Source organism: Paenibacillus chondroitinus NBRC 15376 (assembly GCF_004000765.1).
GTDB lineage: Bacteria > Bacillota > Bacilli > Paenibacillales > NBRC-103111 > Paenibacillus_E > Paenibacillus_E chondroitinus.
Window position 1 is genome coordinate 21,777 of the sequence record NZ_BILW01000022.1, and the last position, 15,207, is coordinate 36,983.

Genomic DNA, 15,207 nt, shown 5'->3' on the forward strand with positions numbered 1-15,207 from the left:
GAATTACGGGACACAATGGTGAATGGATTCCTGAAAAGTGGTACGCCCTGATAACCCTCAATAGCAATACACAACAAACAAAAAAGAGGCTATCCCCTAGTCATTTCCTGACTTTGTTGGGATAGCCTTTGTTTAACGTTATTTTATCTTGTTCCTCCATATACCTTGAATGGCAGATGCATCCGCGGTAGCCCCCATATATGGCAGATGATATAAATCTTCTACTGTTCGCAAAACATTTACATGCGTTATTTTCTGATCGTAAGTTACAGGTTTGACCATCGCTCCAACAAAGATCGTCGGGATATGATTATCTCTCGAAGAATCATCCTCATCCCACGTAAGTATAAGCAAGCTATTATGGCTTTGTGCCCAAGTGACATAAGGACCGATATGGGTTTTCAGCCAATTATCTGCGGATAGAATTGTTCCATCGTGCATATCATTATCCAAATTCGGGATGACGAAAGAAACTGTAGGGAGTTTGCTATAATCAGTTGGAAATTGAGAGAACGGTAAGTTACTTTCTTTCGTAACATTAGAGAAACTCACCCAAGGGCTATGTTTTCGACCGTATTGATGATTGGTACAAGCAGTAGAACCAATCCCAGGTAAATCTTCCGAATATCCAGAAAATGAAAGGCCAGCTTGAACCAGCTCGCTCGCCAGATTTGGAGTTTTAAACAAATGCCCGCAAGAGTCGTCTTTAACGCCCTGATCAGAGCCAGAGAACAGAACAAAATAATTTGGCTGACTCGGGTGGGCAACGGCATAGGAATGCGTAAAAAACGCACCTTGCTTGGTCAATGCATTGATGTAGGGAGCAGCTCGATTCCCAATTAATGTCTCATATGAGTGATTTTCTTCTACAACAATGACGACATGATCAGGTCGTGTCCCTTCATCAGCCGGGATAGTAACCTTTTGTTGCCCAGGAACTGTTGCTGCCGAACTGCTCGGTGCAGGTGTTTGCCTAGAAGTGACCATCTCTGATTGAAGTGGATGGTTTGAGCTAATTGGAGCACTTGATTGTGAAACGATAGAAGTAGCACCTGGAGACGGCTTCATTATCACTTGTTGACTTTGATCCATATTGGTGCAAGCTGTCAGTACCAAAATAAAAATAGATATGACCGCAACAGATGCTTTCATACACTTATTTTCCTGTGCCAAACTTTCGTTCGCACAAATTCATTTCCATGAATCATCGTCATCATCCTTTAATTATTTTAATTGCACATTATCATGCATTTAAAATAACTTTAAAACATGAAGATGAGAAAAATATGAGAATAAGATTAGCGGCTACTCTTTGTGCCTGCTTCATTTTTGTTCAACATACGTAGAATCTCTAATAAGATCACATTTAAACTGAACCACGTACCTCCAAATGTGCCGCCGAACAAGAAAAAAACCCGCAGCATGATGCATGCCGCAGGTCTCTACCTCGTATTACTTTAGATCGTTCCCTGCCGAAGTCTTAGGAATTGACATCCGTATCAATGATTTCATTCAGTTCTGAACTATGTTCGTTTGCGGCTGCAATAATTTCTTGATCGACCTTATTACTTCCTTGAATTTGCTCCGCGGCTTGGGCTTGATTGTTCAGTTGCTTAACAATTTGTCCTGTGCCATGAGCTCCTTGATGTCCTCTACTGGAAGTCATTGTATATATCCTCCAAATTCGAAAGTTTATCTTTCTACTATATTATGATGTTATTATCCATCATTATTTCGCATAGAGTCTCATGCAATTGCACAATCAACACCATCAGATCAAGCTATTGTTAATTAAATGGTACGCTGAAATGTTTTAAGAATCACCTGGTTGATCGTGTGTATTATTTTGTGCAGACTGGTCAGGCGATTTTCGAGTTCGAGATTGCAGTTTCTTATCAATGGATCGTTGAGATTTGGTTATCTTAGTTTTAGTTTTATGCGACATTGAGATTACCTCCTTTCTATCTTGATGAAATAAACTTAAAACATTTAGCCTGTTCTGTGGGAAAGTATCCTCAGGCTTTTTAAGGGCTTTATATGTGAACTATTTTGTTAACTAACCACCTTAATTAATATTTGCCTGATCAATTTTACCCTTTTGATTTGGTTTTTGGTTTTTTTGCTTTTCAGATTTCACACTTTTCTTTTGATTAGTCATAACTTTAGCACCCCCTTTGAGTAATGATTTGAAAACATATATATTGTACTCACTTAAGAAGCAGTATAAGCATACACATTGTGCCAATCACTTAGTTTGTAGGCGAAATTAAATAATAATTTCATACTGGGAACTAAAGCTTTTCAAATGAGATTATTCTTACATACTCATCCCTTAATCTCCACAAAATAAAGCACATTGATAAAAGGAATGATTTTATCCCATGGCAAATATCGGCAGCCTTCACTATCCCGAGGATACTACCCTGCTTTACTGTTCCAGGTCGTCTGGCCTTCAGTCGTCGTTTTTTTGTTCGAATGAATAATCTGATTGATTATTTGGAATCGTATAACAGGATGTTAATCTATCGCAACAAAGGGAGGGAACTATTATGGCTAAGCCAGACAATCGCGAAGATAACCCAGCCCGTATTCAGAATGCCATCGATAATACAATGGCCAATCTAAACGAAGCTGAGGAATATTTAGATGAACATGCGGATGAAATTTCTGCTGTAGACAAAGAGAGCATCGAATCCAAAAATGCTCGCCGCAAAGAGAGCATCAATGGATTTATCGCAGAGAAACAAGACGAATCCAACGCACAAAAATAACAGATTTTCCACTTAATAAAAGCACCCTTTAGTCGAGATTCGGATAACGGTTTAACCGAAGTCTGCTATGGGGTGTTTTTCTATGCCCGTTAGTTGTTTAAAAATGGATGCCGTTTCTTCCTCCCCTGATTTCGTGAGAGGACAAAATTAGTAAAGAATGAGAACCAATTAAACAAGGAGCAGCAAGCCATTGGCTAACTGCTCCTTGTTGCATATTACTTTTCAATTCGATCTTCCCCTGGGTGTACAAGGCAACTTATTATGAAATCCTGCGAATAGACGAGCTTGAGTGAGAAATTTAAATCATAACGAGGGAGCATCCAAATTACCAGTTAAGATACCCATTGTTGCAACTCCTTTAAATTAGATTGTACTCGGTGTTGACTCGAGAAAGTAATAACATGTTGAAGTGAAGTACTTTGACTAAACTGTTAACGTGGTTTTGTGATGGCACAAATGAAGCACTTATGTTTTTTGCCTTTTAGTTGCTGTACGTTATCACAATAGATGCATCTCATGATGTTCACCTCTGGAGGTTATTATGTCGTTGGCTATTAGTGTATATTCATGATGAACTGAATAATTCAACCACCTCAATGAATAATAAAGTGACCCACAACAACTACTCAATGTTCTGCTTAGTTCAACAGTAAAAAAAACAACAAGTTTGACTCAGGCATACCGCGGGTGTAACGGTTGAGGATCTCACGAAGCTCCAAGTTAGTTTGAAAAACATTGCTTTTCCAATGCGGTTATGGGATATTCTAGACATGGATCTTCGAGAGATCACCGATATGCAGCCTTGGGTCTAGTCCTCCTTTGGGTGGCCAAGTTTCACCAAGCCGATCGTTTCCGCAAACATCAACGAACTGCGGGACACCTCCCATGGGATGATAAGGACTTAGGTTAGATCCACCACGGCGACAACCATCTCGGTCACGTCTACCTGGGTGGCTGGGCTATCGGGATGGCCCATGCTACTGCATCCATCGCGACGACATGGAGAGCGAGGGCTACGGTAAATATCTCAATTAGATTGAGGAGGTTTAAACATGCATCAGCGCGCTATACTCGCTGGGGGATGCTTCTGGGGAATGCAAGACTTGATCCGCAAGCTTCCCGGCGTCGTATCGACTCGTGTCGGCTATACTGGAGGTGACACTCCGAACGCGACTTATCGCAACCATGGCACTCATGCGGAAGGGATCGAAATCGTCTTCGAAACAGCGGAGACGAGCTACCGGCGCATCCTAGAGTATTTCTTTCAAATTCACGATCCTACGACGCAGAACCGTCAGGGCAACGATATCGGCACAAGCTACCGTTCGGCGATCTACTATGTGAGCGACGAGCAGAGAAAGGTGGCGGAGGAGACGATCGCCGACGTGAACGCGTCGGAACTGTGGCCGGGCAAGGTCGTTACCGAAGTGTCGCCTGTCGGCGACTTCTGGGAAGCAGAGCCGGAGCACCAAGACTATCTGGATCGCTATCCGAACGGCTACACCTGCCACTTCCCGCGCCCCAACTGGGTCCTTCCCAAGCGGGAGGCCAGTGGCGCCCCGTCAAGTAAACAACAATGAAATAAGAGCATTAAGCAGCCTTAGTTCGCTACTCCACCGGACTAAGGTTGTTTAATTTTTTTGAAACTGCTTGTGGTTGTAAAAGTTTAGCAGCAAAATGTGTCTATTTAGATAGCTGCCGCCTGTAATAATGGCACTCCCCAGTTGAGCAGCTTCAATGCATATTGGCAGCAGGGCAGAACCCTGCTTCTCCTTAACAACGAAAGGGCCGCATTGTTCATACGCCCCTTTCGCCAAATCAAGAACTGTTCCTGCGATTGCTTTGTCAAGTGCCTGCTGGAGTGTATCTTTCATCTCATAACCTTCTCCATCTACCTGCTCCCTACCGGCTAAGCTTAGGAACCTGCAAGCGTTCCATTCCCTTAGAACACCCGATGCTTCCAGCCTTGCAACTTGGCAAGAGCCTCCACATAGTAATAGTCACCGTAAATCAAAGATACGTTGACATTGGCCTCTGCCGGCTTATGCCCCGTGCCTCCATGGAGAATTCCTTCATGCTGCGGTTCATCGAAAGAGGCATATTTCTCAGATAGCGACAGAAGGATACGCTCAGCAGCTAAACGGTACTTGCAGGCATCTTCTGCCCGAACGAGTTCAGCGAGTTCAAGTAACCCTGATGCTGCAATGCTCGCAGCGGACGTATCCCAAGGCGCTTCGTCCGCAATCGGAACTCGAAAATCCCAGGGAGGAACCATCTCTGCCGGCAGCGAGATAATGAAATGATGTGCGACTTGCTGCGCTGCATGCAGATACTTTTCCTGCTTCGTGAAGCGATACGTGTTCGTCATGCCGTATAACGCCCAAGCATTCCCCCTGGACCAGCACGAGTCCGGAGCATAGCCTTGCCAGCCTTTATACTCCAACAATTCACCTGAACTTGGATCAAATACAGCGACGTGGCAAGTTGATCCATCTCCTCGAATCATATGCTTAAGTACCATGTCGGCATGCGCACGGGCAATTTGAGCAAATCGCGGGTCTTCAAGCTCCTCCGAAGCCCAGAATAAGATAGACAAATTCATCATGCAGTCGATGATTGCCCATCCGTGCAAATCACGATTCCAAGCCCGAAGGAATTGCCCGGCCAGATTGAAGCGGCCCGCTAGGAAGTTGGCTGCCGCCAGCCCCCTACGTCTTCCGTCCAAATCGCCGGTCAGTTTATATTTGAGGACAGATGTCGGCAAATATTGAAATCCGACATCATGATGGAAATGGTTCTCTTCCAACAGATGACGTTCCATCCGAACATCCCAATCCCAAGCTGAATCCTTATAGCGTTCTTCACCTGTCAGATCGTAGAGAATCCATAACATCCCCGGCCAGAATCCAGAGATCCACTGATCCAGCTTCAATCCATCGTAAGCGCCTGATTTGGCCACGTGGGGCGCAAGTTCTCTATCTTGGCTCAGCATCTGATCCACTTTGCTCTGTACGCCTTTCCACCATCGTTCAAGAACAGCGGGTTCAATTACAGTATGTTTTTCCATTGTTTTGTGTTTCTCCTTTATTATCCTTTAATTGCACCGATTAAAGCGCCTTTAACGAAATATTTTTGCAGGAATGGATAGATCAAAAGAACCGGTACTGTCGCGATAATAATCGTAGCATGCTTCAACGTCTCACCAATGACAGATACTTCGCCGGAACCGGCGCCGCTCGCCATTGAACTCGCATCGTTCTGCAGTAGAAGCTCTCTGAGCACAAGCTGAAGCGGGTAAAGCGACCGATCCTGTAAAAAAATCAGCGCGTTAAACCAAGCATTCCAGTGGCTTACTCCGTAGTACAGCAGCATGACCGCGACAACTGGCATACAAAGCGGAAGCATGATCCGGAACAAAATCACAATTTCGTTCGCCCCATCCATCTTCGCGGATTCTTCAAGGCTATCCGGTATCGCTTCAAAAGCTGTTTTCATCAGAATAAGATTAAAGGCGGAAATCGCTTGCGGAATAATTAATGCCCACAGTGTATTCGCCAAGCCAAGTCCTTTAACGGTAAAATAAAACGGGATCATGCCACCACTGAAGAACATCGTAAAAACAATATAGAGCATCAGTGGCTTCCGATAACCGAGACATTTACGGGACAGTGCATAAGCACCGAGGGAGGTAAGCAGGATGTTCAGACATAGGCCCACCACAACAATGATCATCGTATTAACATAGCCATGCATGATTGTGCCGTTATCGAACACCAATTTGTAGGCCCTAAGGTTGAAATCAAGCGGTTTCCATAGGATTCCGCTATGCTGCATATATAAGGTAGGGTCGCTTAAAGAGGCGAACAAGACATATACGAGAGGGTATATTGTCGCGATAGCCAGCAGCGATAAAAATACATAGTTTACGAGATCAAACGTCCATTCTCCGAATGATTTGCGATACATGGTCATCCCCCCGTCACCATAAACTGGTATTATTCAACTTGCGGCTTAACCAATTTGACCCGATAACCAGGGTAAAGTTAATTGCCGAATTGAATAATCCGACGGCCGAGCTGAAGCTGTAATTGAATTCCTGAAGGCCCATCCGATACACATAGGAGCTAATGACATCAGCCGTGTCGTAAACAGTAGGATTATATAACAAAATAATTTTCTCCGTCCCCACGTTCATCATGCGTCCCATCTCAAGAATCAATAAGATCACGATTGTAGGCATGATGCCGGGCAGCGTGATATGGAACATTTGCTTCCAGCGCCCTGCGCCGTCGATTTTCGCAGCCTCATACTGCTCCGTATCAATGCCGGCTAAGGCTGCCAGGTAGATAATCGTCCCCCAACCAATATGCTGCCATACCCCTGAGGATACATAGATCGTACGGAAAAACTGGGCTTCAAGCAGCAGAGAGAGTCGCTCGCCGCCCAGAAAAGCAATCACATCATTGACTAATCCACTGCTGGCAGTAAATTCTTTGATCATGCCGCACACGACAACAAGCGAGACGAAATGCGGCATATAGGTAATGGTCTGGATCGATCGTTTGAAAAATGTCTTTTTAATTTCATTAAGCAGCAGCGCCAGAATAATTGGAGCTGGGAAACCAAAGATAAGATCATACAAACTGATCAGGATCGTATTTTTGAGTGTCCGCCAGAAATAAATCCCTTCGAAAAATGTTCTAAAATGTTCGAGCCCTGCCCACGGACTTCCTAAAATGCCGAGCCTTGGAGAGAAATCTTTAAAGGCGATGATCGCGCCATACATGGGGATATAATGAAACACCCCAAAAAACAAAAAGATAGGAAGTAGCATGACATAAAGCAGTTTATTTTTCTGAATATCTTTGAGAATGCCAAAACCCGGGAACACATTTGTTTTTGTTTTCACAGTTATGGCCGTCCTCGAATCTAACAGTGGTTTGGTTGACATATCGTTCCACTCCTTCCGTATCCAAACCTTAGCGGACTTCTATCTCTTGTTATATCGATCAAGCGATTTCTGATAAATCTCAACTGCACGATCAATGCCTAACTTTTTAATTTGTTCAACATATTTGTCGTAGTTCTCAAGAGGCTCCTTGCCCATAATGAACTTCGAGAACATTTCTTCTTTATAGTTGCTGACATCGTTAACGATTTTGCCAAGCTCTTTACTTTCTTCGGCAGTAGGCGTCAGAAAAGCTGGAATGGTGTGCTTCGCTGCGTCGGTATTCATCCATAGTTTCACAGCTGCGTCCTGCTGCGGGTACGTATTCCAGTTGCGTCTTTCGTCCGCTTCATAAGGACCGTTTGGCTTCGTATACTGTGAGACCATTTGCTGCAAGCTGTATTTCTCGTTTTTGACAATTTGATCCGTATATACAGGTTTCCCGTCTTTCATTGTAAAACTTTCACCTTCGACCCCGAAGTTGAACAAGAGACTGCCTTGCGTGCTGTAGGCATAATCAAGCCAACGAACCGCCAGTTCTGGATTTTTCGTCGTTGCCGAAACCGCCTTACTTGGTCCTGGATTATATTTAAAGTCCAATTGTCCTGTAAAAGGCTTCTCCCCTTTTTTGAGGGTTGGATACGGCGAGCCCACCAGATTAAACTTCGGATCTTTCGTTTTCATGGCATCCAGCCATTTCCCTAAACCGCCGCTCAGCAAGCCGACCGTTGCTCCGGTTTGACCTCCAAGTATTTTCGTATCCAAGGCTTTTCCGTCAGTCAATGCAAAATCTTTATCAAACAGTCCCTCTGCATACCACTTGCGGAACAGCGCTAAGAAATCCTTATATTGCGGGTCAACGGGACCATATTTGACTTTCCCTGCATCATCGAGGTAGAACGTATTCGAAGTATGATAAGCGCCGATAAAAGCATCGCGAATTTCGAAATTCCCATTGACGTAAGTGACACTAAATGGTGCTTTTGCTCCCTTTTTATCACGGAATGCCTTTAACGTCGTCTCCCATTCATCAATCGTCTCAGGCATTGGCAATTGCAGCTCATCTAACCAGTCTTTACGAATGATAGGTCCCCGGAATACAAGTCCGGAAGGGTTACGAATCATTGGAAATACATAATATTTACCGCTATCTGTTTTAATCATTTTGTCGAGTTCTTTATCTTCTGCCAGCTTTTTCTTCAAATTCGGCGCATACTTATCAATCAAATCATTGAGTTCCAGAATGACTTTATCGTTAATCGCCTTTTCCGGACCGCCTGGGTAAGAACCTGCGCTTCTTCCCGTCCAATCATATTCAATGACATCCGGCAGTTTATCCGCAACAATCATCAGATTGAACTGCTCTTTCGTTTGCTGATCATTCGGGTGAATATATTTCACCTCAACGCCGGTAGCTTTGGCCAGTTGTTTACCAAATGGCGTTTCAGCCAAGTTTTGATAAAACGTGGTCGCATTGTTGTTCAAACTTTCCCATGATGTTAACGTTTCCTTCGTATTCAGCGGATAAACTGCCTTCGGTGCATCCGTTGCGGATGGACTTGCACTATTCTTGGTTGTGCTGCCAGTCTCCGAGCAAGCGGAAAGTACGATACCTGTTAACATGAGAACACTTAGCCCAGCAGCGCTGTATGACCGATACTTTCTTTTTGATTTGTTACTTTCCATGTTCATCCCCCATTCCATAGTTAACCTGTCTTTTCAATTTGAAAGCGCCTACATTGCCTATTTTGCCGAATCCATTCCCAAAAAACTATCTTCAATATCGAAACAGGTATGCAAAACCTCAAATTTCAGGTTTTGCATACCTGTTTCGTTTTACATGTTACGGGCTGTCAGGTCCTACATCCGAAGCACTGAGCGGCACGCGGACGATGGACGTAGAGGAGCTGAAGTACTCATCGGCGCCAACATCGTTCGTTGAACGCGCTTGACCATCCATATCCTCAGTGACATAAGAATAGCTGCCAACAGCGGCATTAACGGCTGCACTGCCCGAGGTTAACTTTTGCAAGCCGCCAATCGTTGTGAATGACGGTGTGATATTCCGAATTTCCGAAGAAGTTCTCGAACGATTCGTAACCGTGCTGCCAAAGCCGATATTTCCTTCAAACACGGTGTTCGATGTTTTCACTTCTTCATATAGCGTACCTGCACTGTTATTAACGATGTTATTCGCTACTCGGCTATCAACAGGCGCTGATGTATAACTTCTGCCGATAATGATGCCGAAATCGCTGTTCACAATCGTATTGTTCGTAACTTGTGCTCGATACACGCGCCAATGCTTGCTTAAATCCCCACTGCTGTAGTTGGTTGAATTGGTTCCACCATCCCAATCTCCACCATCGAGATTAATGGCATCCGTGGTAAGACCCTCAAAATAATTGTTATAAATGCGATGATCCGTCCCATAGATTCGGAACCCGCCTACACCGGCTTTACTGCCATCGCCCAAAAAGAAGTTCCCATAGTATTGATTGTTATTGCCGTGTCTTGCCGTAACCTGCCCTTGCGAATTCCGAATCGTATTGTAGCGAACCGTATTGCCGCTGCTTTTCACGGAAATGATTTCCGGATCGCCATCGCTGTTCTCGAACAGATTATTCTCTACGGTCGCGTTCCCGTTTAATAAAGAGACGCCGGATAAGCCAAGACGAATGCTCTCTTTGCCATTCGTAATCCTTGGTGTGCTGTCATAAAAGTAGTTGCGGTCGATAATCGTATAGCGCGACATATACGTACTTCCATCGCCATCTACAGCAATGATTGGCCCCGGATCCGCTTTGGATACGAATTTATTCCGATCAATCCGATTGTTGTCGCTGTTAACGCCTCTGATTTTCACCCAATTGTTCGTAGCCCCGGTTTCATTCAGATTGAATTCATTGCGTGTCACGCGAATATGGCTGGACTCATCCATTTTTACCGCATTGTTGCTTGCACTCGTCGTAGTTGTAAATTTCATTCCCGAAATCGTCACATAAGACGACTGATACAAGCTGAAATAAGCTCCCCCGGAAATAATCGCTTGCCCGCGGTTCAAGGCTTTGATGACGATTTCCTGGCCATCTTGACCGTGAATCCCATTGACTGTAAATGGACCGGATTGTGAGTAGGTGCCATTTTGCAAATAAATGATCCTGCCGGGAATAGCCTGGTCGATCGCAGTCTGCAGCTGAGCCGACGTCGAAACCGTCACTGAATCTTCAACGGGAGTGCTGCCTCCATTTCCATAAACCTCGACTTCCAAATAGCTGTTCCAAGCGCTCGCCGAATTCCCATGACCAATAATACGCACATACCGGACCGATGCGACATCCGGAAAATCGAAGGTTTGCAGCCCGTCTACCAAGCTGCTTGTTACATTGGAAAGCTGCGTCGTGAACGTCGCATTGTCCGCAGAAGTCTGAATATCAAAAGATGAAGTACGCGTAGAGCCATTTAAAAAGGCAATTTTAACAAAAGCTACCGTTACGCTGGAGCCAAGATCGAATTTGATCCATTGGCCATCCCCACTTGCTGACCAACGGGTACCCATATCGCCGTCAACCGTATTCGCTGGAACATTGCCATCGTTGGAGCTTGCGGTCACGCTGGAACCCGATACGGAGAACTTCGTATCTGCTGCAGCAACGAAACTAGGAATCAAACTCATGAACAAGAGTACGCATAACAGGAAGGCCGCAGCCTTCTTCGGTGACATTTTCATGTAACTAACACCGTCCTTTTTTTACTGAATGTGATGAATCACTTTGAAACGAAAGCGCTTACTAAATTATTCCTTCAGGACGCGTTCCTCACCTCCCTTCCACATCAAGTCGTTTTTTTTGTCCAATTTCATGATTATTGAACCTCATTTGGCTTCGTTTGTGAAATATGCAAAAGTTAAAATGACATGCAAAACATAAACTCACTCCCTATCAATTTCGCGAATGAACGACAGTCGCTGAAAAATGCGCTCACATCGCTTTGTTTGTTGATAAGCAAAAGCTAAATCTTCTGATACTTCCCAGGCGTCATTCCTTCAAATTTCTTGAAAATACGCAAGAATGTGCTCACATCTGCATAACCGACACGCCATGCGACTTCGTTGATCGTCAGGTTGTGCTCAGACAGCAGCACTTTTGCCGCTGACAATCGCGTATGGTTAATGAGATCCAGCAGGGATTCTCCCGTATGTTCTTTAAATATTTTGGACACGTAGGAAGGTGTCAGCGAAAAAGATTCCCCAATCATCGAGATATTCAAATTGACATCTCGAAAATGCGTCTGAATATAATCGCGTATATCATCGATCAGATAAGTATGTTGATTCTTCTTGTCGGTTTGAATCCATTCGCAGACCTGTTCAAGCACTCGATTCATATGGGCCATCATGTCCTGAACCGTGTCACAGTTCAACAGCCGTTCCACATCTTCAGCATGAGCTTCAAAATTTCGTTTGCTGATCGAGCTCACCTCGTCGAGCGTTTTCAGCATTGTGCTTGCCAAATTAAATAGCAGACATTTTGCAAGCGGCACTGAAACAGGATGATCCTTGAAATTCGTCTCGTAAATTTCTCCAAGCAGCGCCCGCGATTTGGACAAATTCCCCGTCTTCACGTAGTAAACGAGCTGCTGTTCAACGCTCAACGGATAATAGTAATTCCGTCCGGAGCACGCTGCCTCCATGCTGATTTCCTTGTACAAAATCACCTGCCCATTGCCGCGCACGATGCGATGCTCAAGAGTTTCCAGTGCCTCTTGGTAAGATTGTGAGATGCCATACACGTCATTATGAACACCGCTCACAGCAATCGTCATTTCCGCATGGATGTGTTCCTTAATGAACGCTTGCGTTTGGGTGGCCATTCGGATTAATACCAAGTCTTCTTCCTCATTCGAAAGAAGTGGTTTCAAATTAACGATACAGGCTGTCAGCTCATTCATTTCTGTGGAATAAACCGTTGCATCGCCACCAGCAAGCTCCTCGATCACATTGCTAAGCACAAAATGAAGCATCTGTGTCTCCTGCCCGAATGATGCATCCGCTTCATCCGTTTGCAGCTTGCCGTAAGCATCAATGCTGAACAGCAGCACCGCAAACCGATCCGTAACAAAGTGGACATTGTGGGCGGCAAAAGAATCCGTAAGCGAAAGCTTTTTCTCCAACTGCCCCTTCAATAAACGTGTCAGAAAATGCGCTCTGATCGTATTATTATGCAGCTTTAACAGCTTGCTAATTTCATCTTTCTCGATAAAGGTATGATGAAGTGCATTTTGCAAAAAGGAATACTCATTCGATTTTCCATCAAATCGGAATCCGGACCGCTGCGTCATATTCTGGAGTAGTACTTGAATTGGCATATAATTTTTTCTCAAGAAAATAATCGTAACGATAATGCCTATTAACAAGCCTAGGGCAATACCCATTCTTGTTATCGCTTTCAAATATTCCATCTTCTCATTGAAGATTTCTGCCGGGAGAACAGACACATATTTCCAGCCCGTCAGTTCGGATGTAACATAAGACAAAGCCGCTTTGTCATGATTCATCTCAGCGTACACCAAACCTTTTTTCCCTAACAAACGCTCTGATGGCAAGTTCTCTTGCAGCTCCTGTTTATCTTTGGACGCAGCAATGAAGCGATTATCTCTATCCAAAATCAGTAGCGATGAATCATTGTATTTCGGAATGCTTTCCAGCAGCTTATTCTCATTAATCAAAATGATTAGAATGGGATAAGGCTGAAGCGGATTATTCAAAACGAGAGACCGGGCAAACATCACCCCAGACATCGCCGTACCTTCGTTCCAATATTTCATTGGTGAATACTTATAGACATACTTTTGATCAAATAGCCGTCTCCACTCCTCAAAAGAAGTCTCCTTCCCCGGCTTCATGAGGGTGAACAGCCCACGGGAATCGGTGTGATTGAACGTGGATACAACGGTATCGCTGTTCGCATACATCACGTAAATTTGCTCAATATAGTCATTGGCTCGTTGGTAAGTTCTCAGACTTTCGGCAATATTAAACAGTTGATAATAATGATCGTCGAATAACGGCTTTTCAACATTCGCGAAAGAAGAGACATTTTTGTTTAAAGCAACTTCCAAGCTTAATTGTTCCAAGCCTTTTAACTTACTATCGATAGACATTTCGATCTGCGTGAGAAGCAGCTCGTTCGCCCGATTTATTTCTTTCTCCACCAGACTGTGCGTTGCCGAATAAAGAATCATACTTATTACAATAGGAACCAACAGCACAGACAAATACGAGATTAGCCATGTGGTTATAACACTCCTATTATTTTTCCGAATCTTCTGCAGCATACGAATGACCTCCCGGCACGATGAGAACGGTTACAATTATTACTTCATGAGGCTTTTGAAGGATCCCCTTTATTATTAGGGAAAGGGCGATCTTAGTAAATCATCAAAATATAAACACATATGCAATTTATAAAATGAGCCAGTGTTCCAAATGCTACAACATCAATTCCCAATCGTATGAAACAGTATGAATCCATGAATGAAACTGCCGTAGTTACTAAATAGAAATAACCCGCCCCCATAGATAGGAGCGGGTTAAATGCTATGAAATGGAAGACCCTGCTGCCTTGAATCGACTTTTGATAAACACGGTCAGCTTATTTTTCTGCTTTCATAAGTTATATAAACATCCCGCCGTCTACTTTGAGGATCTCTCCTGTCACAAAATGCGAATGCGCAATTAATGAATAAGCGACTTCAGCCACATCTTCCGGAGTTGCAATTCTACCAAGCGGTGTTCCCTCTGCCAGTCGCTTGATATGATCCTCCTGCCCCTCAACCCATCGGGTTTGTACAATCCCAGGCGCAATACTATTGACGCGAACTTCAGGGGCCATGATGCGGGCAAGCGATTTCGTTACACTAATAGCAGCGGCTTTCGAGGCGGCATAAGCGATCGAACTGCCTAGCCCCGTCAACCCTGCGACCGACGTAATGTTTACGATACAGCCTTTCTGCTTTTTTAATTCGACCGCTGCGGCCCGGCTGCAAAAGAAAAGCCCCTTTACATTGACATCCATGACCCTGTCCCAATACTCCTCTTTCAACCCTTCAAGATCATCATGGCTAACAAAATCGGTCACTCCTGCATTATTGACTAAAATATCCAACTGTCCGAATGAACCTACGGTTTCTTTAATCATTTGGCGTACCTGAAGATCATCGGAAACCGTAGCTTTAAACAACAGACATTTTACTCCTAAAGCCTCAATTTCTTTTTGGGTCTCCAATGCTTCATTTTCCGATTTGGAATAATTGATTGTAATATGGACGCCTTCCCTTGCTAAACGAAGAGCGATGGCTTTTCCGATACCGGTTGCAGAGCCGGTAATAACAGCTACATTTCCTCTCATAATTCACCTTATCATTTTTTTTATTTTGCTATTATCTTATTGATCATCCATCTCGTTCATTATTATGAACATTGTTCTA

At 44.1% G+C, this 15,207-nt stretch carries 12 protein-coding genes and 1 pseudogene; 3 read left to right on the forward strand and 10 right to left on the reverse strand.

Features of this window, described 5'->3' with window-relative positions; all coding sequences use genetic code 11:
- Positions 1-138: 138 nt before the first annotated feature.
- Positions 139-1,152, reverse strand: a complete 1,014-nt coding sequence (locus PCH02S_RS22090) for an alkaline phosphatase family protein (RefSeq protein WP_246069205.1) — start codon at positions 1,150-1,152, stop codon at positions 139-141.
- 328 nt (positions 1,153-1,480) lie between these two features.
- Entirely contained in the window at positions 1,481-1,666 is a 186-nt protein-coding gene (locus PCH02S_RS22095; RefSeq protein ID WP_127456120.1) for a hypothetical protein, read from the reverse strand.
- 883 nt (positions 1,667-2,549) lie between these two features.
- Between PCH02S_RS22095 and tlp the strand changes: the two genes are divergently transcribed.
- The 3 genes and pseudogenes from tlp to msrA all read left to right on the forward strand — a co-directional run bounded on the left by tlp (position 2,550) and on the right by msrA (position 4,351).
- Positions 2,550-2,771: a small acid-soluble spore protein Tlp gene (tlp, locus tag PCH02S_RS22100; protein ID WP_127456122.1), complete on the forward strand. Its 222-nt coding sequence runs from the start codon at positions 2,550-2,552 to the stop codon at positions 2,769-2,771.
- 821 nt (positions 2,772-3,592) lie between these two features.
- Positions 3,593-3,806 (forward strand): annotated as a pseudogene (locus tag PCH02S_RS36870) (peptide-methionine (R)-S-oxide reductase); the annotation flags it as partial.
- A 17-nt stretch (positions 3,807-3,823) separates the two neighbouring features.
- Positions 3,824-4,351, forward strand: a complete 528-nt coding sequence (gene msrA, locus PCH02S_RS22110; RefSeq protein WP_127456124.1) for a peptide-methionine (S)-S-oxide reductase MsrA — start codon at positions 3,824-3,826, stop codon at positions 4,349-4,351.
- A 51-nt stretch (positions 4,352-4,402) separates the two neighbouring features.
- Here the strand turns inward: msrA and PCH02S_RS22115 are convergent, their stop codons facing one another.
- The 8 genes from PCH02S_RS22115 to PCH02S_RS22150 all read right to left on the reverse strand — a co-directional run bounded on the left by PCH02S_RS22115 (position 4,403) and on the right by PCH02S_RS22150 (position 15,128).
- Positions 4,403-4,645 carry a hypothetical protein gene (locus tag PCH02S_RS22115; RefSeq protein WP_127456126.1) on the reverse strand — a complete coding sequence of 81 codons (243 nt, stop codon included), beginning with the start codon at positions 4,643-4,645 and terminating at the stop codon, positions 4,403-4,405.
- A gap of 68 nt (positions 4,646-4,713) precedes the next feature.
- On the reverse strand, positions 4,714-5,838 hold the full coding sequence (locus PCH02S_RS22120) for a glycoside hydrolase family 88 protein (RefSeq protein WP_127456128.1): 1,125 nt from the start codon (positions 5,836-5,838) through the stop codon (positions 4,714-4,716).
- A gap of 20 nt (positions 5,839-5,858) precedes the next feature.
- Positions 5,859-6,737, reverse strand: coding sequence for a carbohydrate ABC transporter permease (locus PCH02S_RS22125; protein ID WP_127456130.1), 879 nt, complete (start codon positions 6,735-6,737; stop codon positions 5,859-5,861).
- Between the two features lie 13 nt (positions 6,738-6,750).
- Positions 6,751-7,605, reverse strand: coding sequence for an ABC transporter permease (locus tag PCH02S_RS22130; RefSeq protein WP_246069212.1), 855 nt, complete (start codon positions 7,603-7,605; stop codon positions 6,751-6,753).
- A 156-nt stretch (positions 7,606-7,761) separates the two neighbouring features.
- Positions 7,762-9,405, reverse strand: a complete 1,644-nt coding sequence (locus tag PCH02S_RS22135) for a type 2 periplasmic-binding domain-containing protein (RefSeq protein ID WP_127456134.1) — start codon at positions 9,403-9,405, stop codon at positions 7,762-7,764.
- A 157-nt stretch (positions 9,406-9,562) separates the two neighbouring features.
- Entirely contained in the window at positions 9,563-11,449 is a 1,887-nt protein-coding gene (locus PCH02S_RS22140) for a chondroitinase-B domain-containing protein (RefSeq protein WP_246069206.1), read from the reverse strand.
- Between the two features lie 281 nt (positions 11,450-11,730).
- Complete coding sequence (locus tag PCH02S_RS22145; protein ID WP_127456136.1) at positions 11,731-14,055, reverse strand: helix-turn-helix domain-containing protein; 2,325 nt, start codon at positions 14,053-14,055, stop codon at positions 11,731-11,733.
- Between the two features lie 338 nt (positions 14,056-14,393).
- Positions 14,394-15,128 (reverse strand): SDR family NAD(P)-dependent oxidoreductase, encoded by a 735-nt coding sequence (locus tag PCH02S_RS22150; protein ID WP_218033173.1) that lies wholly within the window; start codon positions 15,126-15,128, stop codon positions 14,394-14,396.
- Positions 15,129-15,207: the final 79 nt, after the last annotated feature.

Coding starts and splice junctions, on each gene's coding strand:
- PCH02S_RS22090 (WP_246069205.1), bottom strand. CDS start 1,152: ATGAAAGCATCTGTTGCGGTCATATCTATTTTTATTTTGGTACTGACA.
- PCH02S_RS22095 (WP_127456120.1), bottom strand. CDS start 1,666: ATGACTTCCAGTAGAGGACATCAAGGAGCTCATGGCACAGGACAAATT.
- tlp (WP_127456122.1), top strand. CDS start 2,550: ATGGCTAAGCCAGACAATCGCGAAGATAACCCAGCCCGTATTCAGAAT.
- msrA (WP_127456124.1), top strand. CDS start 3,824: ATGCATCAGCGCGCTATACTCGCTGGGGGATGCTTCTGGGGAATGCAA.
- PCH02S_RS22115 (WP_127456126.1), bottom strand. CDS start 4,645: ATGAAAGATACACTCCAGCAGGCACTTGACAAAGCAATCGCAGGAACA.
- PCH02S_RS22120 (WP_127456128.1), bottom strand. CDS start 5,838: ATGGAAAAACATACTGTAATTGAACCCGCTGTTCTTGAACGATGGTGG.
- PCH02S_RS22125 (WP_127456130.1), bottom strand. CDS start 6,737: ATGTATCGCAAATCATTCGGAGAATGGACGTTTGATCTCGTAAACTAT.
- PCH02S_RS22130 (WP_246069212.1), bottom strand. CDS start 7,605: ATGCTACTTCCTATCTTTTTGTTTTTTGGGGTGTTTCATTATATCCCC.
- PCH02S_RS22135 (WP_127456134.1), bottom strand. CDS start 9,405: ATGGAAAGTAACAAATCAAAAAGAAAGTATCGGTCATACAGCGCTGCT.
- PCH02S_RS22140 (WP_246069206.1), bottom strand. CDS start 11,449: ATGAAAATGTCACCGAAGAAGGCTGCGGCCTTCCTGTTATGCGTACTC.
- PCH02S_RS22145 (WP_127456136.1), bottom strand. CDS start 14,055: ATGCTGCAGAAGATTCGGAAAAATAATAGGAGTGTTATAACCACATGG.
- PCH02S_RS22150 (WP_218033173.1), bottom strand. CDS start 15,128: ATGAGAGGAAATGTAGCTGTTATTACCGGCTCTGCAACCGGTATCGGA.